Here is a 19925-nt window from a genome sequence, read left to right as displayed (position 1 = left end):
GCCACTTCATGGCAGTCTTCTCTTTTTCATCTATTATGTGTTTTATCATATGTGATTTTACTTTTAAAGGTTCCATTTTTCCCTTTAAAAACATAGGAAATAGCACCTTGCTTGTCCGTGCGCCATATCGCACTCCCCATCTTCTCAAAACGCTCTATCACTTCTTTATGCGGGTGTCCATACCTATTCTGCTTACCAACAGATATAATCGCTACACGAGGCTGTATGACGTTCAAAAAAGGCTCTATAGATGACGTATCACTCCCATGATGAGCAACTTTTAAAACATCTACTTGTAAATCTGGATATGCCTCTACTAAAATCTTTTCCCCTTCTTCTTCCAAATCGCCTGTAAATAGCCACTTCAACCCTCCAAATTTTGCCCATATTACAATTGAAGCGTTATTTTCACTTTTTTCTTTTCCTTTTGGAGCTAAAACAAAAAATTCCGCTTCATTTACACTCCAACTCTCCCCTTCCCCCACTTCAGTTATTTTCATTTCCTTTTCTAATGCCTGTTTCTTGACTACTTTTTCTAATACTGCATCTTTTCCCTTTCGGCCAAATACCACTTCTTTTACAGGTATATATGATAATAATTCTTGCGCAGCACCTATATGATCTGCATCTCCATGCGTTACGATTAATTTATCAATTGTTTTAATACCTTCTTTTTGTAAAAAGGGTATTAAAACATCATTTCCAACAGAAAATTCATGCTTTTTTTGTTGCCATTCTTCCTTATTCACACGAAGCGTTCCACCTGTATCAATAAGATAAATCCCTTTATCATACGGAAGGCGAATTAATATTGCATCACCTTGTCCAACATCAATAAATGTTACACTTCCGCTTCCTCTAAAATATGGATATATATAATGACATGTGCTAATAAAAAGAAATACACTCGCAACTATACAAACTATTTTTTTCGGCGCTCTCCGTTCCCAAACCATCAATATGCTGACAATACTCGCGCAATATACAGCTACAAGATTGAAGGGCGTTTCCCCGAAGATAAGCTGGGTAAATGGTAAACTTTCACAATAACTTAGAAAATCATTAGACATACTCAAGCCTATTGATAATACATCGGCAAATCCTTTTGCGAGAAACGGGACAATTGGCATACACAGTAAAATAATAATGCTACATGATAATACAATGATAGATAAAAACGGAACGTATAAGAGATTGAGGAGAATGCTATATGGAGAAAAATAACCAAAGTGATATAACAAAATCGGAGTACTAACGAGCTGTGAAATGATAGAAATATAAATAGAATTCCGGATTACTCCGTTGCTACTTCCTAACAATAACGGAGCAGACAAAAGTAAAGCGAAGCTACCTACAAAAGAAAACTGAAATCCAATATTAAAAACAAGATAAGGGTCATATATAAGCATGCATATAGCTGTTACACTTAAAGCATCTAAACTAGACAAACGAATCGAGCACATAAAAGCAATCAACATCAAAACTCCTGTTATAGAAGCTCTTATAACAGAGGGTGACGCCCCTGCTAAAACCATATACAAAGGAATACAAACGATAAGGCAAATTGTTGCTACCTCCCTTGTCACACCGCTTCTTAGCAAAATAAAATATACTATCACCATTAACAATACAATGTGCGAACCTGAAATTGCTAACAAATGTACAAGACCAAATTGTTGATATTGCTCTTCCACTTCAAACGTCATTTGTTGTCTATCACCAAATATTAATGCATTCATAAAAGCACCTGATTGCTCTGGAAACATTTCTGTAACTTTCGAGATTGCTTGTTGCCTCAAAAGAAGAATCCATTGCGTGAGCGACAGTGATGTTTTATAACATTCAGAAATATATGTAGCCTCAAATGTAAAATGAATATGTTGTTTGTATAAATAATCACGGTAATTAAAACCATGAAAATTCCGAGCTGTTTCCGGTTCTTTCCTCTCACCCTCGAATACACATGATATCCCTGCGTATAATTGTTGCATTTTTTTCTTTTCCAAGACTGATTTGATTCTATAACTTAACTGCACTATATTTTTATTCTGATCTTCAAATTGAAAAGATAGGCGATCCCCATTAACAAGCGGTGTATTTTGTATAACCCCTCTTGTAACTCCATAGGACTCCCCTAGAGGCTTATTCCACGTTTGAACATAGGAAGTGTATATAGCGCTACTAAAGTACGCTACAATACAAAAAATGAAGGTTTTACGCGAAGTGCGATATAAACAGAAGAAAACATTTAAAAAGAGGCAAAAAACTATCAATAAAAGTGACGATGAAAAGGCAATTGCAACCCCTATTATAAACGAGATTGCAACATACCCCCATTGTTCCTGCAACTTATACTCACTCCTTATAGCATCATTTTTGCTTTCGTGAATACATGCTGTAATTCTTCCATTGATAAATTATCTTTTTCTAAAGACGCAAATAATTCTTTCAACTCTGTATAACGTTTTTGCTCCTCTAATGCAGCAATATCATATTCTAGCGGAACGTGCTTCACTGTTACGTTCGCTTGTTCAAATAACTCTATGGCGTATGGATGATTTTTATAATCCTGTGCATAATAAACCGCTGTAATACCACTTTGAATAATTGCCTTACAACATTGTAAACAAGGGAAATGCGTAACGTAAATTTCTGCTTCCTCTGTTTTCGCACCAAACTTGGCACATTGTAATAAAGCATTCATTTCGGCATGAATTGTCCGAACACAATGATTATCGATTACGTAACAACCATCATCTATACAATGTACGCCACCTTTAATTGAACCATTATACCCACCAGCAATAATTCGTTTATCGCGAACGATTGTCGCTCCTACCGCAAGCCTTGTACATGTACTACGCAAAGATAGTAGATGGCTTTGCGTCATAAAATATTGATCCCATGAAATTCGTTCCATATTTTTCACCTACTTTTTTGTCTACTTGTAGTGTAGCGAAAGAAGAAAAACTTCGTCAATCTTTTACGGAATAATAATTTGACCTTTTATCTTTTCAAGAGACTTCGCACCAATCCCATCAATCTCTAATAAATCTTCTATTTTCTGAAACGGACCATGTTCTTCTCGATATTTCAAAATACTTTCTGCCTTTCGAGAGCCAATCCCTGTAATTTTTTCTAGTTGTTCTTTCGCCGCTGTATTTATTCGAATCTTGCCATCTTCCTTAGAAGAAGTAAGCACCCCTTGTTCTGACTCATTTTTACTCGGTATATAAAGAAGCATTTGATCTTGTACAATTTGTGCTAAATTTACTTTTTTCATATCTACTTCTGATAAAAAACCACCAGCCTTTTGAACCGCATCCTTTACGCGATCTCCTTCCTTCATTTCATATACCCCTTCTTTACTAACCGCTCCTTTCACATCAATTATAATTGTTCTTTTCTGTTCCTTTGTATCCGATATTTTCGGTTTACCCTTTTTTTCTATCTCCTTCTCTTGTACATTCATTGTAATAGGCGTTCGTTCTACATTCTGATTCGTTTTCCAAAAAACAAGAAAAAGTAAAGTTCCAATAATAGCTACTAAACCTAACCACTTTTTCGGAAAATCCCACATCATTTTACACCTCTAATCATAAATTTATAACATCATTCATATTGTTTAGGAGAAAGCTGTTACGAAGGAGGGATGAAACTTTGAACATAGGAATTATAGGGACAGGAAACATGGGAAATATACTAATCGATGCATTTTTAGAAACCCGTGCTGTCAAACCTTCTTGCCTTACAATCATTAATCGGACGCCCGCAAAAGCATATCATATAAAAGAAAAATACCCTTCTGTTCAGATAGCAAAAACAATCCCGGAAGTAATCGAACAATCACAACTTATTTTTATTTGTGTTAAGCCGATAGATATATACCCTATCCTAAAAAAATACGCTGAACATTTTTCTGATGAAACGTGCTTAGTTTCTATTACAAGTCCAATATCTCCATCACAATTAGAGACTCTCGTACCTTGCCACGTCGCGCGTATCATTCCAAGTATCACAAATCGCGCTCTCTCTGGCGCCTCACTATTTACATTTGGAGATAATTGCTCTGAAGAATGGCAACAAAAACTACTTCGTCTATTCAAAAACATTTCTACACCTCTTGTAATAAAAGAAGATATAACGCGCGTTTCATCTGATATAGCAAGTTGCGGTCCTGCTTTCTTTAGTTATTTACTACAATGCTTCATTAACGCTGCTGTAGATAAAACAAATATTACACACGAAGAGGCTACTACTTTAGTAAGTGAAATGGTCGTGGGGATGGGGAAATTACTTGAAAAAGAAATCTTCACATTACCTACCTTACAAGAAAAGGTTTGCGTGAAAGGCGGCGTTACTGGGGAAGGCATTCGGGTTTTAGAAGAACACGTTGGAGATATGTTCCATAAGTTAATCGAGCGAACACATGAAAAATTTGATGAAGATTTAGAATGCGTTGATCAGCAATTCAATAAACACACATAATAAATACGTCATTTTCATTCCAAATCCTTTTTATAAATACTTACTTTTTTACAATACATTTTCACTTCAACTACTATTCCCACACTTTACGCATACGATCTTTAGATTATGCTAGAACTAAAAATACATCTTCTTTATAAAACAAAAGCAACCTTCTCGGTTGCTTTTGTTTTTATCCGTTTTTCTTCGCCATGAAGAAAATACGCTCTGTTTGTTCTGTAACTTCAAGTCGCTCAAAATCACCTGTTACACGAAGCACTGTAAAACCTGCTTCTTCAAGCCATTTCGTTAACTCTTCCACTTGATATGCACGTTGCACGTGACATTCGTCAAACCGATGGTACACATCTTCTTCTGGATCTTGAACAAAGAATGTTAAATCATGCTCTACACTATTTGATTCTTCACCAGGGAAGCAATTCCAAATAAGAGATATTTCTTCTCCATTCACTGTATACGTTTCATTTTGAAATACATGATGTATTTTATATAAAGAGTGTACATCAAATAAAAACAGACCATCTTGACGTAAATGGTGAAATACTCTTCTAAATGTTTCTTGTACTCCATCTTCTTGCAATACATAATTTAATGAATCACAAAAAATCGTTACACAGTCAAACTCACCCGGAACATCAAGCTCGCGCATATCTTGTTGGTAAAAAGGAATAAAATGCCCTTCTCCGCCTAGTTTTTGCTGAGCGACTGTTAACATTTCTTCTGAAAGATCGACACCTATTAAATCGTAACCCTTTTGCACAAGCGGCAGGGTTACATTACCTGTACCGCATGCTACATCAAGAATTTTTGCCTCTTTCATACCTGCCTGCTGTAAACTTCCCTCTGTAAATTCCACCCATTTATCATAAGGGACATCATTCATTAGTTCGTCGTACAACAATGCAAATTGTTCGTATTTCATTGGCCTAACTCTTCTGTAATATCTTCACGTGGCACATCGCCCCATAGACGCTCTAAATTATAGTGATTACGCTCATCTTTATGGAATACATGAGCAACTACATCTCCAAGATCAACTAATACCCAACGTGCTTCGTCAAACCCTTCCATACGTTGTACGTCGATTTGGAACTCATGTGCTTTTGATTTAATTTCACGTGCAATTGCTTGCACTTGTTTATCTGAATTTCCGTGACAAATAATGAAATAATCTGCAATTGGTGAAATACCTTGCATATTTAGGACAACCATATCTTCTGCTCTCTTATCATCAGCTGCTTTTGCCGCTAATACTAATAATTCTTTATCGTTCATTTACTCATTTCCTCCTTGATAACTGCATTGTATGTTTGGAATGTTAATGGATAAATCGTCTGATCTTTTTCCATTAAAAATTGAATTGTTCTCTTTAACGCAAATAATAGGGCTTGATTTATATCCGTATATGCGAGTTTACGAGCCTCTTCCACTCCTGGAAACTTTCGCCCAGGTTCAATGTAATCAGCTACATAAATCACTTTATCTAACATCGTCATATTCTCATGACCACTTGTATGATATGTAATAGCTTGCAAAATTTCAGAATCCGTAATGCCTACTTCTTTTTCTACTAAGTATGCCCCAACAGGTGCATGCCATAACTCTTTGTTATAGCAAAGTAAATCTTTCGGCAAATCTTCACGTTTAATAATCTCTTCCATTTCTGAAATTGCTCTACATTTCGCATAATCATGGAATATAGCTGCCATCTCTGCTTTTTTCTCGTCCACACCGTATAACTTAGCAAGCTCAATCGCTGTCTCCATTACACCAATTGTGTGTATATAACGTTTTTCATGCATTTGTTGTTTGACAATATGCAGTGCATTCTCACGATTCATACAACCCATTCCTCTCGATATATACCTGTACTTTTTCAGGAAGTAAATATTTACACGTTTTCTTCTCTTTATATCTCTCACGTAATAAGGATGAAGAAACTGCAAATTCCGGAATTTCCACTGTAGTAATCTTATATGGTGTATGCAATGTATACCCAGGTCTTGCAACTCCAACAAACGTTACAAGATTAAGTAAAGCTTCAATGTTATACCACTTCGGTAAATATTCAACCATATCCCCACCAATAATAAAGTGAAACTGCACATCCGGATACTTCTTCGTCAATTGTAACATAGTGTCATACGTATAAGATGGGCCCTTCCTACTTAGCTCTTCTAAACAAATAGAAAAGTGTTCTTCTGCCTCAGTCGCGAGCTCTAACATATGTAAACGACTTTCTACACTTGTAATATTCCGCCCTTGTTTATGTGGGGGAATCTGGTTTGGCAAGAACCATACTTCTTCCAAGTTCAAAGCGTGATATACTTCATTTGCAATTAGCAAATGTCCATAGTGAGGCGGATCAAATGTACCGCCAATGATGCCAATTTTCCTCAAAAGAAACGCCCCTTCCTTTTATATACAGCAACTCTCCTCGGTTAGAAATGAAGAGAGTTGCTATTAATAAAAGTTCAATTGGTTTCGCTCTCTACATCATTACGCATCAGCGATAAAAATAGCCCATGCTAATCTTTTTATCGAGGAAGCTTAATTTGTTTATTTTCTCTTGATTCTTTGTATAAAACGATTGTGCTTCCAATTACTTGAACGATTTCAGCACGTGCACCTTTTGCAAGTTCTTCCGCAACCTCACGGCGATCAAATTCACAGTTTTGTAATACACTTACTTTAAATAACTCACGAGCTTCTAAAGTATCTGCAATTTGTTTAATCATATTTTCATTTACTCCGCCTTTTCCTACTTGAAAAATTGGTGTTAAATGATGTGCTTGTGCACGTAAAAATCTTTTTTGTTTTCCTGTTAACATATATGTTAGCCTCCAAGCTTTTCTATAACTAATTGTTTCATTCTCTCGATATTTGGCGTGCGTCCTGTCCACATTTCAAATGCAAGTGCTCCTTGATAAACAAACATATCAATACCATTTTGAATGATTGCACCTTGCTCTTTTGCCTCACATAAAACTTTCGTTTGAAATGGATTATAAATTATATCTGATACAATCGTTCCTTTTTTTAACGAACAAATTTGTAATGGCGTATATTCTACGTGCGGATGCATACCTATCGTTGTCGTCTGAATGATAATATCATAATTTCCTTGTTCTTCTGTCGCTTTTTCTAACGACAAAGCAACAGAATTAACATCGGCCGTACGTGCAGCAATAAGTTCCTTCGCCTTATTTACTGTACGATTAGCTACATCAATATCTTTTACACCTACATCAGCAAGAGAAAAATAAATAGCTCGGCTAGCACCACCTGAACCAAGTAACAAAATACGTTTTCCTTGAAGTGGTTCATTACTAATTGACTGCAGCGCTCGAACAAAACCAATCCCGTCTGTGTTATAGCCAATTAATCTTCCATCCTTATGAACCACTGTATTTACTGCACCGATTTTCCTTGCCAATGGGTCAATCTCATCCAAATACTCCATAATAGCAACCTTGTGCGGAGTTGTTACATTAAATCCTGAAATACCTAATGCTTTTAAACCTCTTACTGCTTCCCCTAGCAATTCCTCTTCAACAAGGAACGCATGATAATGGGCATCCATATTCAAGTGTTCAAATGCATTATTATGCATAACGGGTGATAATGAATGTCCAATTGGATTTCCGATTACACCATATAATTGTTTCATAAATCCCTCTCCATATTAAATTAAAGATTTACGTAGTGAAACACTTACTCCTTTTGGTACGTGTGCAACAATTTTTGCTCCTGGTTCGTTCACAGTAACCCATCCTAATCCAGAGAATACAACATCCGTTTTAGGTTCACGAATATTAAATTCGTATTTCACTAGCTCAGGCATATTTGCTAATTCTTCTGGCGTTGGTGGGCTTAGTAAATCCCCGGCATGATTTTTATATAATTCATCTGCTTTCTCAAGCTTTGTACGATGGATTGTTAAGCGATTCGAGAAGTGACAAGTAAATGCACGACGACCACCACTTACATAATCAAAACGTGCCAATCCACTAAAGAATAACGTTTGTTCTTCATTTAATTGGAATACCATCGGCTTAATTTCTTTTGTTGGTGTAATAAGCTTTAAGCTTTGCTTTCCAACATAATGAGCCATTTGGTGGTGGTTAATAATACCTGGCGTATCATATAAAGAAGACTCTTCGTCCAATGGAATATCAATTAAATCCAGTGTTGTTCCTGGGAAATGAGATGTTGTAATTACATTTTCAGTCTCATCACTAAATTCTTTAATCATACGATTAATAAATGTCGATTTCCCTACATTCGTACATCCAACAACATAAACATCTTTGCCGCCGCGATAATACTCAATAGCATCTGCTAGTTCAGCAATTCCTTGTCCCTTCGCTGCACTAATTAAAAAGACATCTTCTGGTTTTAATCCTAGCTGCTTTGCACTATAGCGCATCCAATGTTTTACTTTATCATGTTTTACTGACTTTGGAATTAAATCAGCTTTATTTCCAACAAGTAATACTTTATTATTCCCTACGAAACGATGTAAGCCAGGTAACCAGCTACCATTAAAATCAAAAATATCTACAATTTTGACTACTAATGCATCTGATTTTCCAATTCCATTTAAAATGCGTAGGAAGTCATCATCTGTTAACGATACATCTTGAATTTCATTGTAATGCTTCAAGCGAAAACAACGTTGACAAATGACTTGTTCTTTCTCTAAAGATGAGGCAGGAGCATACCCCACTTCGTTTTTATTTTCTGTTTGAATTTCTACACCGCAACCAATACATTTAATTGTTTCAGTCAAACTTTATTCCTCCCAGTTAATTAAACCTTTTTTCTTCATATTTTTCATAATTCTTCGTTCAATTTTTCGATTAAAGCGCGTTACTAATCCGTCCGTTTGTGCTACCGGTACAACTAAAATTGTATGAAGGCCTACTCGGTTTCCACCAAGCACGTCAGTCAGTAACTGATCTCCAATTACTACAACTTCATCTGGCTGCAAACGCATCTCTTGTATCGCACGCTTAAATGCGCGAACAAATGGTTTACGTGCACTATGAATAAATGGAATACCTAATGGATCAGCAAAATCTTTCACACGTTGCTCATTATTATTTGAAACGACCGTTACTTGAATGCCTTGCTCTTTCATTTCCAAGAACCATTTTTCAAGTTGCGGCGTTGCATTGGGACGATCCCATTCAATTAAAGTGTTATCTAAGTCAGTAATAACGCCTTTAATCCCACGTTTTTTTAAATCTTCTGGTTGAACATGATATACATTTTTCACATATTCATTTGGTAAAAATAGTTTCAATTTCTTTCACCTCTTTGAGGATTTTTCATAAAATTTTTCGACAACATTTTTCGATATATAACCTGTGGATAAAATTGTACACATTTTCCACATTAATTTTTCAGTTAATTTGGAATTTACTAACAAACTATACACACTTTATCCACCTAGGTATGTGGATAACCACTCGTTTGTGACTGTCATATTTTTTTGGTACATTAAATGCATCAACGAATCAATCCTTATATTATTAGGAGGTGACTCACCTTGAAAACAAAACATATGGAACAGTTATCCACTGAGTTACTCACTGAGTCTTATTATAAAGCAAAAGAACTAAAATTAAATCCCGACTTCATTTTACTTATAAAACAAGAAATCATTAGACGCTCATTAGAGGACAAGCTTGTCAAATCATCTTGATTACATATAAAGTGAAAGTTTAATCAGCCCTTACCAATCAAACAGTTACAGGATAAATTATTAGATGCCCTGTAAAAAGAGCCATCCTACGATGGCTCTCGAATAAACAAGTACTCCCATCTAGGGGATTTCATCATTAAGTATCTTTGCCCATAACTCTTACTTACGGTTATAAAAGCTTTTCTTTATTTATGAGCTAAGCGAGTAGCTATTTTTTCACCAAGACGAAGCTCTTGTCCACTCTTTAATTCCTGCACTACTTCTATCATATCTTTTTCAAACAATAACACAACTGTTGAACCAAATGTAAAGTATGCCATTTCTTCACCTTTTTGAACAGTGTCTCTCTCATGCAAAAGCTCAATACTATTAACAAACATAGCACCTACTTTTACAAGAGCCATATGCTCGCCATCACTGCTTACTTCTGTAACAGAACGATAATTTTTTGACAGTGGTTCTTTCCCGTATTCCATACCAGCTGCATTTACCGGATATGATTTTCTACCGAGTACAAATCTTTCAGTCACAGAACCAGAAAGCGGACTATGAATGCGATGATAATGACTTGGACTCAAATAAATTACCATATATGTACCGCCTGCATATCGCGTTGCACGTTCTTCATTACCTAGCATATCCACAATTGAATAGCGCTTTCCTTTTATATCAAATGTTTTTGTATCCTCAATAGGACCATGATCTGCAAAAACACCATCAACAGGACTAACAATACTCGATGCATCTGTATCAATACTACGCTTTCCTTCTTTTAGCTTACGCGTAAATAATTCATGCAATGTTCTATATTCCTTCAAACCCTTTTCCATCTCATCTTGATTAATTTGAAAAACTTTCGCGTACGATGGAATAATGATAGAGCTCAAACGAGATTGTGCAAATTTACGTAATATATAAGAAGTAAAGCGACCATTTGTAAGTTCTATCATAAGTCGATATAATGTACGTCGCAAATTGCGAAACCCCCTAATCAGTCTATAACTTTAGTTTTCCCTTCTTTTCTTTCTATATCATATGTAAAATTGGTTCTTATTCCCACATATCATATAAAGCAGCCTTATTATATATACAGAAAACTAAGTATGGTATTATTCTTAAATTATTTAGCACCTTCTAATATTACAGATAGAATCCGTCATTTTCAACAGTGAACATGTATTTCTTCTTAGCATAACGCGTTTTCTTTTCTTATTTACAATAAGAAAAGCAGCCCATTTTAAATATGGCTGCTTCTAATACACTTTACTCTTTCGCTTTTTTCTCTTTCTCTGCCCTTACAAACTCGTGGAACATTTTCATTAAAGCACGCTTTTCAATCCGTGATACGTAGCTTCTAGAAATACCAAGCGCCTTAGCGATTTCCCGCTGTGTTTTCTCCTTATCTAGCCCAAGTCCAAAACGTTTCACAATCACTTCTTTTTCTCTTTCGTCTAAAATATCGATATACTCTTTAATTTTTTCTAACTCCATACTAAGCTGAATCATATCAATTACATCTTCAGACTCTGATTTTAATATATCAATAAGCGATATTTCATTGCCCTCTTTATCTTGCCCGATCGGATCATGAAGTGAAACATCTTTTTTCGTTTTCTTTAGTACACGTAAATGCATCAAAATTTCATTTTCAATACAGCGTGCTGCATACGTCGCAAGCTTCGTTCCCTTTCCTGCAGAATAGCTCTCGATCGCTTTAATGAGCCCGATCGTACCAATTGAAATTAAATCTTCTGCATCTTCTCCTGTGTTCTCAAATTTTTTAACGATATGAGCTACAAGCCGTAAATTATGTTCAATTAAAAGATTTCTCGCTTGAGCATCACCTTGCTCCATTAACTCTAAGTACTTTCTCTCATCATCTGATGATAACGGCTGCGGGAACGCATTGTTCTTCACATAAGAAACAAAGACAAACACTTCTCGAACCATATATCCAATTGCGGCGAATAGACTCAAACCTTTCACCTCCGCCAAAATAGTGGTCTTTATTATGTGTATGTGGGCGTGAGGTTGTTTGTGTCTGTACAGTTTATTTATAAAACTCAACACTTCTAACATTTAAAATATTTTATCGTTATATTATAATTAAATAAAATTGTTATTTATATATGAATATGCTATTAAAGGGGACACTATTCATGATTACATTAGAACGATTATTAAATGTAACAATTTATTTAGGGGTATTTTTACTTTTCATTTCGTTCATTACTTTTGTTATTAAAAGAGGGCCTGATTTATTATTTTTTCAATTTGGAATTTCTTTATTTTTTGGAGCTCAAATTATAACTGGAATAAAATTTTTTCATAACTATGGTTTCTCCTTTCACTCAAAACTAGAACTACTTATCTTTATTTTCTATGTAATTGGAATTATTACATGTATACTATCATTCTTTCACTTTCAAAATCCGTATCGAATTTTTTTATTAATCTGTAGTTGTTTATTTTTAACTGGATCCAATTATTACTTTAAAGAAACATTAAATTTTAGTAAAAAAATTCCAAAGCAAAACAAAACTTTTTTAAGTACACAAGAAGACTCTTTTCCAAAAGAAGTTCGTAAATTTTCAGAGGATTACAACAACATAATAAGAAATGATTTTTATGAGATACCGATGATTCCTACTGAATTACAGATTACAAGCAAAAAAGATTCTTCCCATAGTACATCTTACTTAGTTGAACTTCATAATAGCGAGAATGAAATTACTGATGACTCTGTACAATTAACTCCATCAGACCGTTTTTATGTGCTGTTAAATAAACAAAAAACAAAAATATCAAAAATAGTATATGAAGGGCAGAATTTTTTCACATTTACAGTCACACTAAAGGCTCTTAATTTACAGCAAGAACCAGAGATTCATAATATGTTTTTAGAAATAGATAAACGTAGAGCGATGAATCTTCTTAATTTTGAAATTAAAGCCCATACTAAAGGATGGAAAGTAATATTTAAAAGTGATAGTTCTCATTCCAATCTTCCTATCACATTTACTTTTGAAAAACGAACAGGCAAAGTATAAAAATAAAAAGAGTTATTTTCTTTGAAAAATAACTCTTTTTATTTTACTTACTCCAAATCTTTCTCCCCGCTTGGGCATCAATATAACGAATTTCCCGCCTACAATTAAAAGGTTCTTTATGTTTTTCATCTGTCGTTTGTTTGTAAAGTAGTTTGTATTTCGTTTCCTCTGCATCATGATCTAAAAACCATTCTAATTTAACTCGGATAGCCTCTCTGTACATTTCTAACGCTTTTTCTTTAGTTACTTTTGGTGTTATTTCATATGTGAGCAATTCTTTTATAAAGTTGCTAGACTCCCCCGAGTAGTGCATAACAGCACCATTTTCTGCATTGATGTTAATCATAAATTGGTTATACTCTGCCGGAATATCATTTATATATACAGAAAAGATAAATCTTTCAATCCCATCTTCTGCTTCTTCACGTTCCTCCCAAAGACGCAGATATTGTGTGATATCTGGAATAACTCGTTCTAAAAATTGAAGTGCTCTTTGTAAACATTCCTCTCTAGACAGTATTTGCTTTACTTCTTTATCATCTGTCAGTTTTATAAAACCAGTTAATTCATTGGTTAATTTATCAATTTTAACGCTAACTAAATTATTATATTTCAACATCGGTAAATGCTTTTTAAAGAATTCATTCATTAAATATGGATCCTTTTCTTCTTTCTGTTTTTGTAATTCCTCTTTCGGAACAAATTTCATCCTTATTTCATCATCATTTTCTGTCTCATCTACTTTTGTAAAACCTTCTTTATTCCAGTCAAATAATTCGAATACGTCACCTCGTTCGTTACCTTTTTTCGATTTTTCAACAGCTATAGCCGAAGGCAATTTATAATGATCTGGTCCAAATAAATCTTTACCTGTACTTGCATCAATAAACGCATGACTAGGCTCTGGTTCATATACAAGATGGTACCCTTTTACTTCTTCCCCGCTTTCATACTCACATGAAGAGTATGTTAAATCTACAAATACAAGTCTCATATCTTGTCTAGCTTTTAAATTTTCTAAAACGATATTCTCCTCAACAATTTCACTTGGCCATAACGGTTTTTTCTCTATAGCTTTTTGTCCATTGTAATGAAAATGCACAACATTACCTGAAGAGTGCACTCGCACAACGCACCCTGTATTCGGCAATGGATAGCTATTCACTTCTTGCATATAATTTACTTCTTTCCAACCGCGCCTGTCGTCCTTAACCGTTACATATGTATAGAATTCATATCCTTCTTTTGTATATTTTTTCAAGAACGCATTTGCAATCTCTCTTGCCTTCTTCTCCTCTATCGCTTCCTTGCCACTTGAAAAAGAATTTTCATCATCTATCTTAAATTCAATTAAATTACCAGTATGTCTATTTAATGTAATTTGTATCTGTTTCTCCTCATCATCTTTATGTGCCCACCACAATAAATGATACGGGTCATCAACCCCTTCTTGATCATCTACAACAAGCCTATAATCACCTGGAATATCAATAATATGAGCCACTCGCTCTTTTCTTTCTTTATCTTTTTGATTCATCATACCGCTCCCTTTATTACAATTTAAGGTAATTATAACAAACAAAACCAAAGAACTATAAAAAAAGACTAGAGATATCTCTAGTCTTCTACTTCGTTTCACGATGTAACGTTACTCGCTTTAATCGTGGACAATATTTTTTTAATTCGATGCGTTCTGGATTGTTTCGTTTATTTTTTTTAGAAATGTAATTACGATCACCGCACTCCGTACAAGCTAATGTAATATTTACACGCATATTTAATTCTCCTTTCTTTCAAAGATCGCAACTAAAACGTAATGATTACGATTTATATATTATAAAACTTCATTCTATTTGTCAATTGCAAAAACAAGAAGATTCCATTTAGAATCCCCTTGTTTTTATAGTTAAATAAATTTTCTCCCGCATTAACGGGCAGTAAGACCCCACTGATTAAAAGTTTCACTTTATTAAAACGATTCGTATGTAACAAACTCACTAATCGGCTTTCGATATCCTCGTGGACGAGTTTTAGTCGTATCACTTTTTCCTATCGTAATCATTAAAACAGGTACTATATGCTCCGGCATATTTAATTCACTTTGTACTGCTTTTTCATCGAAACCAATCATTGGACATGTATCATAGCCATAATATTTAGCTGCGTACATAAAAGTCATCGCGCTTAACGAAGCATTTCTAATCGCTTCATCCTCCATGAAACGCTCTCCTTTTCCTTCATATAAACCTTTCGTTTGCCTAATTGTATCTTCATATTCACATTCATCAATCATTTTTAAAACTTTCATACCGAAGTAAATATTTTCAACATTTTGGTATGCTTTTTTATCACCACAAACGAGCACTACCGCTGATGCACTCGATACTTTATATTGACCGAAAGCTAATTCTTTTAATCTTTCTTTTCGCTCTTGATCACGAATTACAACATAATGTGTGTGCTGCAAATTATAGCAAGATGGAGAAAGCTTAGTTAACTCAAATATTTTTTTAAAATCCTCATCAGGGATTTCTATACCTTGTATAAATTTCATTGCAGAACGTCTAGCAATTGCTAATTCTTCAAAGTTCACCATATATCCTCCTCGATAACTGTAAATTTAAATATACATTAATTTATACAAATAGATAAATCAAATAAAAACACTTTAAATCCGAATAATAATTATGATTAACAGCAAAAAAGACAAAAAGCTGAAACAATTAGTTCATACGAAATTCACACGAATCTATTACTATAGAAACTGTACATAGTGAACTTATTAACAATCACGTTTATTTATATAAAATCTTACTCGAAAGGAGTTGAAAGTATGAAAACTAAATATCGCTTTATGATCTCATCATTTGCTGCTTGCGCTTATATGATTTGGTATTTAGTATAATAACGACCTCACTTGCAAATAGGAAAAGGTGTGTATATAAATGGAATATAATCAATCAACAGTTAACTACTGGAAAGCTTTTGTATTACCATATACATTTGCTTTAGAAGAGTTAAAAACTAAATTTGAAATTATGAACCGGGAAGCTCAATTTCTAGAGGATTACAACCCGTTTGAACATATAAAAACAAGACTAAAACAACCTGAAAGTATTATTAAAAAACTAGAGCGCAAAAACTTATTACCAACAGTTGAAAATGCTCAAACACATTTACAAGATATTATTGGTATTCGTATTACATGTTGCTTCGTAGAAGATATCTATCATTTGAAAGAAGTCATTCAAAAACGCGAAGATATGGAAGTCATAGAAGTAAAAGATTATATCGCTAACCCAAAACGAAACGGATATAAAAGTTTACACATGATCATTAAATACCCTTTATCACTAAATTCTGGTACAAAAGATGTATTTGCAGAAATTCAGTTACGTACACTGGCAATGGACTTTTGGGCAAGTTTAGAACACAAACTTTATTATAAATATGAAGGGAAAATACCGGAGTATTTAAAAGATGAACTACATGATGCAGCAATGAAAGCTGAAGATCTGGATAATAAAATGGCCACAATTCGTCAAGATATTGATGATATTGAGGCATGTTCAAATCAAATTATGCTACCACTATAAAAAAAGGTTCTCGCCAATGAGAACCTTTTTTCTATCATTTTTGGGAAGTACGACTCCACACTTATTAAAGTTTCACGTTATTTTTTCTCTATTGTTCGAACCTCTTCAATCTTCCATTTATCCTCTTCTTTTCCAAGGGCATACTGTACTTTCTTTTGAAGAGTAATACTGTCGTCTACTTCCTTTTCTTTCGTTTCAACAATAACATACCCTACTTTACTAACTTTCATATCTATATGTTCCAATTCAATTTTCTTATTTCCCTTTTGAAATGCGGCTTCTTTTTGTGTTTTTAAGTCTTCAGCACTAGGCATCTTCTTTGAAAATAACTCCATATGTTCTGCAAGATTTTTTTCATTCGTCGTTCGCACAAATGTATGAATAACATCTTGAATAGATCTCTCTTCTTCTTTTGTTATTTGTACCTTTTCCTCAGTTTTTTTAGTAGTAGATTTTTGTTCTACGTTATTCTCTTCTTGTTGACATCCAACTAGTAGTACTACAAACACTAAAAGGAATCTTAATTTTCTAAATATTTTTTCCATATTCCCAACTCCTAAAAAGAAAAGTGAGGCATTCCGCCTCACTTTCGCTCTTAATTAGCGTCTTCCTTTATTGGGATCGCCACCGCCAACAATATCAAAGACACGTTTCGCTATATTTGTATTCTCTTGAACGCCAGAGAACAAGTATTTACCTGGACCAAATGCATACACGTTCACATCTTCCCCTGTATGTCCACCTGTTGTCCAGCCTGTAACCGAGCGCTTATTGAAAATATCTTCAATTGCATTATCAATCTTTGTTACATCTTTTGACGGAGCTATATCATTTACGGCTTGAATTTCTTCTGGAGTTAATTGTAAATCAATATACTTTTTCAATGTTTCTTCTACATTTGCACCTTTTGCAATCTCATTTGCCATAAAGTCTGGTGTGCGTTTTGCAGCTTTAATTGGATCTACTTTAAAGTTATACTCGCCATTGGCACCTAAAGATAAGCCACCAGTAGCGTGATCTGCCGTTGCAACAACTAACGTATTTTTATCTTTTTTCGCAAACTCAATCGCTGCTTTGAAAGCTTTTTCGAAGTCTTCCATTTCACTCATTGCACCAACGATATCATTATCATGTCCAGCCCAGTCGATTTGACTTCCTTCCACCATTAAGAAGAAACCATTTTTATTTTTGTTCAAACGCTCAATTGCTGCATTAGTCATTTCTTCTAATGAAGGTGTTTTCTCATTACGGTCAATCATTTTATCTAATCCACCTGGTGCAAATAAACCAAGAATTTGATCATTTTTATCATTTAACAATTGATCTCGATCCGTTATATAGCTATAACCAGATTTCTTAAACTCTTCTGTAAGATTACGATCTTTTCTAACAAAGTTCTTTACGCCGCCGCCAAGCATAACATCTACTTTATGCTTCCCTTTAATTTTCTCATCAAAATAATCATTTGCAATTGCGTCCATATTTTTACGGCTAATGTCATGCGCACCGAAAGCAGCTGGTGTTGCATGTGTAATTTCAGAAGTTGCAACGAGTCCCGTTGATTTCCCTTTTTCTTTCGCTTGCTCAAGAACTGTTTTCACTTCCGCTTTATCATTATCAACTGCAATTGCAGCATTATATGTTTTAATCCCTGCTGACATAGCTGTTGCTGCCGATGCAGAGTCTGTAATATTTTCATGTTCATCTTCTGGGTATGTTTTTTGTGTTCCTACAAGATGCTTATCAAATTCTGTAGATTCCATTTCAAAGGTTTTTGGATTATCTTTCATATAACGGTGAGCCGTCATATATGAAGGGCCCATACCATCCCCAATTAATACGATCACATTTTTAATCTTTGCATTGCTTCCGTTCTCATCTGCATTAACCTCACTAGAACGAGTAAAATTCCATGTTGCTACCGAAGTAACTGCTAATGATGCCACAACTGCAAATGGCCATGCTTTTTTCACAAACTTTTTCACTGTCTTGTCCCCCTAATTAGGTTATTCATTTCCCACTATCAAATTTAATGGAAGACTATTAAGAGAAAATTAGCTGCATGTAAATTTTTTGTTAACTTATGTAAATATCAGTTATAATTTGTATAAGTTTGTCTTTTTGTATCAATCATTCCGCCCTTTACAATTTAAATATAAACAAGTTGGATTTCATTTAACGTAAATCTCTTTTTTTACATTTTGACTCTATTTTTATGAAAATAAATAGAAATGCGGTGAGCCTTTATGAAAATAGTAAAGCTAAATGAGTCTTTTATTTTTGAATTACTTAATCTTTGCAAATCTGTTGGATGGTTACACGATGAGATTTTTATGAAAAAACAATTCGAAATGTATCTTTCTATCGGCACACTTGTAGGTTACATTCATGAAAGCAAACTCATTGCGACTGGAGGAGTATTTCCCTTTACAAGTAACTTTGCTTCCATTGGTATGTTAATCGTTCACCCTAATTTTCAAGGACGCGGAATAGGGCGCATGTTGCTAAATCATTGCTTGGAACAAATTCATCCAAAACAACCCATTGCACTTATTGCGACAAAAGCTGGCGAACCTCTATACACATCATGCGGATTTCAAACAGCAACAACGATTCATCGTTTTGAAAAGCAAACTATTAAGACGTACCCTTCTCACTTACAACAAGTACAAGAAGAAGACCTTATATCTCTTACTTCTCTGGATCAAATTGCAACTGGTATGAATCGTTCTCTACTTTACTCTTTGCTATTACCAAGGGCCGTACACTCTTTTAAAATTGAAAGAAATAACTGTATAGAAGCTTTTTCATTATGCATACAAAAGGGCAATATATTATGTATCAATCCACTTATCGCCAAGCAAGAAGAAGATGCTATCCAATTATTAAAAAAGATATGTGAATGTTGGAATGGTATAGTACGAATTGATGTTCCACACTCACAATTTACATTTCGTCAATTTCTTCAAACAGAAAATTTCCAAGAAACGCTCCTTTCACCTCTTATGATAAAAAATGGTAGCCAACTTCCTGGAAATCGTAATATGCTATTTGCTATGATAGATACAGCGTTATGTTAGA

The 19925-nt window shown here is 34.4% G+C and carries 23 protein-coding genes; 5 read left to right on the top strand and 18 right to left on the bottom strand.

What is annotated here, in order from left to right:
- Positions 1 to 26: 26 nt before the first annotated feature.
- The 3 genes from ABWK52_RS06380 to ABWK52_RS06370 all read right to left on the bottom strand — a co-directional run bounded on the left by ABWK52_RS06380 (position 27) and on the right by ABWK52_RS06370 (position 3583).
- Positions 27 to 2348 carry a DNA internalization-related competence protein ComEC/Rec2 gene (locus tag ABWK52_RS06380; protein ID WP_353771896.1) on the bottom strand — a complete coding sequence of 774 codons (2322 nt, stop codon included), beginning with the start codon at positions 2346 to 2348 and terminating at the stop codon, positions 27 to 29.
- A gap of 14 nt (positions 2349 to 2362) precedes the next feature.
- Positions 2363 to 2920: a ComE operon protein 2 gene (locus ABWK52_RS06375; protein ID WP_000439773.1), complete on the bottom strand. Its 558-nt coding sequence runs from the start codon at positions 2918 to 2920 to the stop codon at positions 2363 to 2365.
- 63 nt (positions 2921 to 2983) lie between these two features.
- A complete protein-coding gene (locus tag ABWK52_RS06370; RefSeq protein ID WP_000989929.1) occupies positions 2984 to 3583 on the bottom strand; it encodes a helix-hairpin-helix domain-containing protein in 600 nt (199 codons plus the stop codon).
- 77 nt (positions 3584 to 3660) lie between these two features.
- Here ABWK52_RS06370 and comER point away from each other — a divergent pair, with 77 nt between their 5' ends.
- Entirely contained in the window at positions 3661 to 4488 is an 828-nt protein-coding gene (gene comER, locus ABWK52_RS06365) for a late competence protein ComER (protein WP_001020560.1), read from the top strand.
- A gap of 172 nt (positions 4489 to 4660) precedes the next feature.
- Here the strand turns inward: comER and ABWK52_RS06360 are convergent, their stop codons facing one another.
- The 8 genes from ABWK52_RS06360 to ABWK52_RS06325 form a co-directional block, all read right to left on the bottom strand.
- Complete coding sequence (locus tag ABWK52_RS06360; RefSeq protein WP_000873080.1) at positions 4661 to 5410, bottom strand: class I SAM-dependent methyltransferase; 750 nt, start codon at positions 5408 to 5410, stop codon at positions 4661 to 4663.
- Positions 5407 to 5763 carry a ribosome silencing factor gene (gene rsfS / locus ABWK52_RS06355; RefSeq protein ID WP_000998193.1) on the bottom strand — a complete coding sequence of 119 codons (357 nt, stop codon included), beginning with the start codon at positions 5761 to 5763 and terminating at the stop codon, positions 5407 to 5409. Before rsfS ends, ABWK52_RS06360 begins: the two co-directional genes overlap by 4 nt.
- A complete protein-coding gene (gene yqeK / locus ABWK52_RS06350; protein WP_001078477.1) occupies positions 5760 to 6329 on the bottom strand; it encodes a bis(5'-nucleosyl)-tetraphosphatase (symmetrical) YqeK in 570 nt (189 codons plus the stop codon). Before yqeK ends, rsfS begins: the two co-directional genes overlap by 4 nt.
- Entirely contained in the window at positions 6319 to 6888 is a 570-nt protein-coding gene (nadD, locus tag ABWK52_RS06345; RefSeq protein WP_001226048.1) for a nicotinate-nucleotide adenylyltransferase, read from the bottom strand. The genes yqeK and nadD overlap by 11 nt, the downstream gene beginning before the upstream one ends.
- A gap of 137 nt (positions 6889 to 7025) precedes the next feature.
- The gene (gene yhbY, locus ABWK52_RS06340; RefSeq protein ID WP_000955224.1) at positions 7026 to 7319 is read right to left on the bottom strand and encodes a ribosome assembly RNA-binding protein YhbY; all 294 of its coding nucleotides are present in this window, start codon (positions 7317 to 7319) and stop codon (positions 7026 to 7028) included.
- Between the two features lie 5 nt (positions 7320 to 7324).
- Positions 7325 to 8158 carry a shikimate dehydrogenase gene (gene aroE / locus ABWK52_RS06335; protein WP_098541548.1) on the bottom strand — a complete coding sequence of 278 codons (834 nt, stop codon included), beginning with the start codon at positions 8156 to 8158 and terminating at the stop codon, positions 7325 to 7327.
- Positions 8159 to 8173: 15 nt separating this feature from the next.
- On the bottom strand, positions 8174 to 9280 hold the full coding sequence (gene yqeH / locus ABWK52_RS06330) for a ribosome biogenesis GTPase YqeH (protein WP_000140799.1): 1107 nt from the start codon (positions 9278 to 9280) through the stop codon (positions 8174 to 8176).
- A gap of 3 nt (positions 9281 to 9283) precedes the next feature.
- Positions 9284 to 9796, bottom strand: a complete 513-nt coding sequence (locus ABWK52_RS06325) for a YqeG family HAD IIIA-type phosphatase (protein ID WP_000765314.1) — start codon at positions 9794 to 9796, stop codon at positions 9284 to 9286.
- 246 nt (positions 9797 to 10042) lie between these two features.
- Between ABWK52_RS06325 and ABWK52_RS06320 the strand changes: the two genes are divergently transcribed.
- Positions 10043 to 10198: a sporulation histidine kinase inhibitor Sda gene (locus tag ABWK52_RS06320; RefSeq protein WP_000850094.1), complete on the top strand. Its 156-nt coding sequence runs from the start codon at positions 10043 to 10045 to the stop codon at positions 10196 to 10198.
- A gap of 185 nt (positions 10199 to 10383) precedes the next feature.
- On the opposite strand, the gene ABWK52_RS06315 is transcribed toward ABWK52_RS06320, so the two are convergent.
- Both ABWK52_RS06315 and sigK read right to left on the bottom strand, forming a co-directional pair.
- On the bottom strand, positions 10384 to 11172 hold the full coding sequence (locus ABWK52_RS06315) for a phosphatidylserine decarboxylase (RefSeq protein WP_001255000.1): 789 nt from the start codon (positions 11170 to 11172) through the stop codon (positions 10384 to 10386).
- Positions 11173 to 11461: 289 nt separating this feature from the next.
- Positions 11462 to 12175, bottom strand: a complete 714-nt coding sequence (sigK, locus tag ABWK52_RS06310) for an RNA polymerase sporulation sigma factor SigK (protein ID WP_000051382.1) — start codon at positions 12173 to 12175, stop codon at positions 11462 to 11464.
- A 152-nt stretch (positions 12176 to 12327) separates the two neighbouring features.
- On the opposite strand from sigK, the gene ABWK52_RS06305 reads away from it, so the two are divergent.
- Positions 12328 to 13248: a hypothetical protein gene (locus ABWK52_RS06305; RefSeq protein WP_098508165.1), complete on the top strand. Its 921-nt coding sequence runs from the start codon at positions 12328 to 12330 to the stop codon at positions 13246 to 13248.
- Between the two features lie 43 nt (positions 13249 to 13291).
- On the opposite strand, the gene ABWK52_RS06300 is transcribed toward ABWK52_RS06305, so the two are convergent.
- The 3 genes from ABWK52_RS06300 to ABWK52_RS06290 all read right to left on the bottom strand — a co-directional run bounded on the left by ABWK52_RS06300 (position 13292) and on the right by ABWK52_RS06290 (position 15844).
- Entirely contained in the window at positions 13292 to 14785 is a 1494-nt protein-coding gene (locus ABWK52_RS06300) for a YcdB/YcdC domain-containing protein (RefSeq protein WP_098508164.1), read from the bottom strand.
- 88 nt (positions 14786 to 14873) lie between these two features.
- A complete protein-coding gene (gene rpmG / locus ABWK52_RS06295) occupies positions 14874 to 15023 on the bottom strand; it encodes a 50S ribosomal protein L33 (RefSeq protein WP_001265617.1) in 150 nt (49 codons plus the stop codon).
- A 194-nt stretch (positions 15024 to 15217) separates the two neighbouring features.
- Positions 15218 to 15844, bottom strand: a complete 627-nt coding sequence (locus tag ABWK52_RS06290; RefSeq protein WP_000245978.1) for a nitroreductase family protein — start codon at positions 15842 to 15844, stop codon at positions 15218 to 15220.
- A 349-nt stretch (positions 15845 to 16193) separates the two neighbouring features.
- On the opposite strand from ABWK52_RS06290, the gene ABWK52_RS06285 reads away from it, so the two are divergent.
- Positions 16194 to 16844, top strand: coding sequence for a GTP pyrophosphokinase (locus ABWK52_RS06285; RefSeq protein WP_000456219.1), 651 nt, complete (start codon positions 16194 to 16196; stop codon positions 16842 to 16844).
- Between the two features lie 77 nt (positions 16845 to 16921).
- On the opposite strand, the gene ABWK52_RS06280 is transcribed toward ABWK52_RS06285, so the two are convergent.
- Positions 16922 to 17389 carry a hypothetical protein gene (locus ABWK52_RS06280; RefSeq protein ID WP_098508162.1) on the bottom strand — a complete coding sequence of 156 codons (468 nt, stop codon included), beginning with the start codon at positions 17387 to 17389 and terminating at the stop codon, positions 16922 to 16924.
- Positions 17390 to 17443: 54 nt separating this feature from the next.
- Positions 17444 to 18829, bottom strand: coding sequence for an alkaline phosphatase (locus ABWK52_RS06275; RefSeq protein ID WP_098508161.1), 1386 nt, complete (start codon positions 18827 to 18829; stop codon positions 17444 to 17446).
- 261 nt (positions 18830 to 19090) lie between these two features.
- Here ABWK52_RS06275 and ABWK52_RS06270 point away from each other — a divergent pair, with 261 nt between their 5' ends.
- Entirely contained in the window at positions 19091 to 19924 is an 834-nt protein-coding gene (locus ABWK52_RS06270) for a GNAT family N-acetyltransferase (RefSeq protein WP_097796378.1), read from the top strand.
- Position 19925: the final 1 nt, after the last annotated feature.

Source organism: Bacillus sp. AP50 (assembly GCF_040492675.1).
Taxonomy (GTDB): Bacteria; Bacillota; Bacilli; order Bacillales; family Bacillaceae_G; genus Bacillus_A; species Bacillus_A cereus.
Note: the sequence above shows the minus strand (reverse complement) of the source record. Positions and strands in the feature narration are given on the sequence as shown.

Bases quoted from the DNA above. Each gene is read 5' to 3' on its own strand.
- ABWK52_RS06375 (WP_000439773.1), bottom strand. From the start codon at position 2,920: ATGGAACGAATTTCATGGGATCAATATTTTATGACGCAAAGCCATCTA.
- ABWK52_RS06370 (WP_000989929.1), bottom strand. From the start codon at position 3,583: ATGATGTGGGATTTTCCGAAAAAGTGGTTAGGTTTAGTAGCTATTATT.
- ABWK52_RS06360 (WP_000873080.1), bottom strand. From the start codon at position 5,410: ATGAAATACGAACAATTTGCATTGTTGTACGACGAACTAATGAATGAT.
- rsfS (WP_000998193.1), bottom strand. From the start codon at position 5,763: ATGAACGATAAAGAATTATTAGTATTAGCGGCAAAAGCAGCTGATGAT.
- yqeK (WP_001078477.1), bottom strand. From the start codon at position 6,329: ATGAATCGTGAGAATGCACTGCATATTGTCAAACAACAAATGCATGAA.
- yhbY (WP_000955224.1), bottom strand. From the start codon at position 7,319: ATGTTAACAGGAAAACAAAAAAGATTTTTACGTGCACAAGCACATCAT.
- aroE (WP_098541548.1), bottom strand. From the start codon at position 8,158: ATGAAACAATTATATGGTGTAATCGGAAATCCAATTGGACATTCATTA.
- ABWK52_RS06305 (WP_098508165.1), top strand. From the start codon at position 12,328: ATGAATATGCTATTAAAGGGGACACTATTCATGATTACATTAGAACGA.
- ABWK52_RS06300 (WP_098508164.1), bottom strand. From the start codon at position 14,785: ATGAATCAAAAAGATAAAGAAAGAAAAGAGCGAGTGGCTCATATTATT.
- rpmG (WP_001265617.1), bottom strand. From the start codon at position 15,023: ATGCGTGTAAATATTACATTAGCTTGTACGGAGTGCGGTGATCGTAAT.
- ABWK52_RS06290 (WP_000245978.1), bottom strand. From the start codon at position 15,844: ATGGTGAACTTTGAAGAATTAGCAATTGCTAGACGTTCTGCAATGAAA.
- ABWK52_RS06285 (WP_000456219.1), top strand. From the start codon at position 16,194: ATGGAATATAATCAATCAACAGTTAACTACTGGAAAGCTTTTGTATTA.
- ABWK52_RS06280 (WP_098508162.1), bottom strand. From the start codon at position 17,389: ATGGAAAAAATATTTAGAAAATTAAGATTCCTTTTAGTGTTTGTAGTA.
- ABWK52_RS06270 (WP_097796378.1), top strand. From the start codon at position 19,091: ATGAAAATAGTAAAGCTAAATGAGTCTTTTATTTTTGAATTACTTAAT.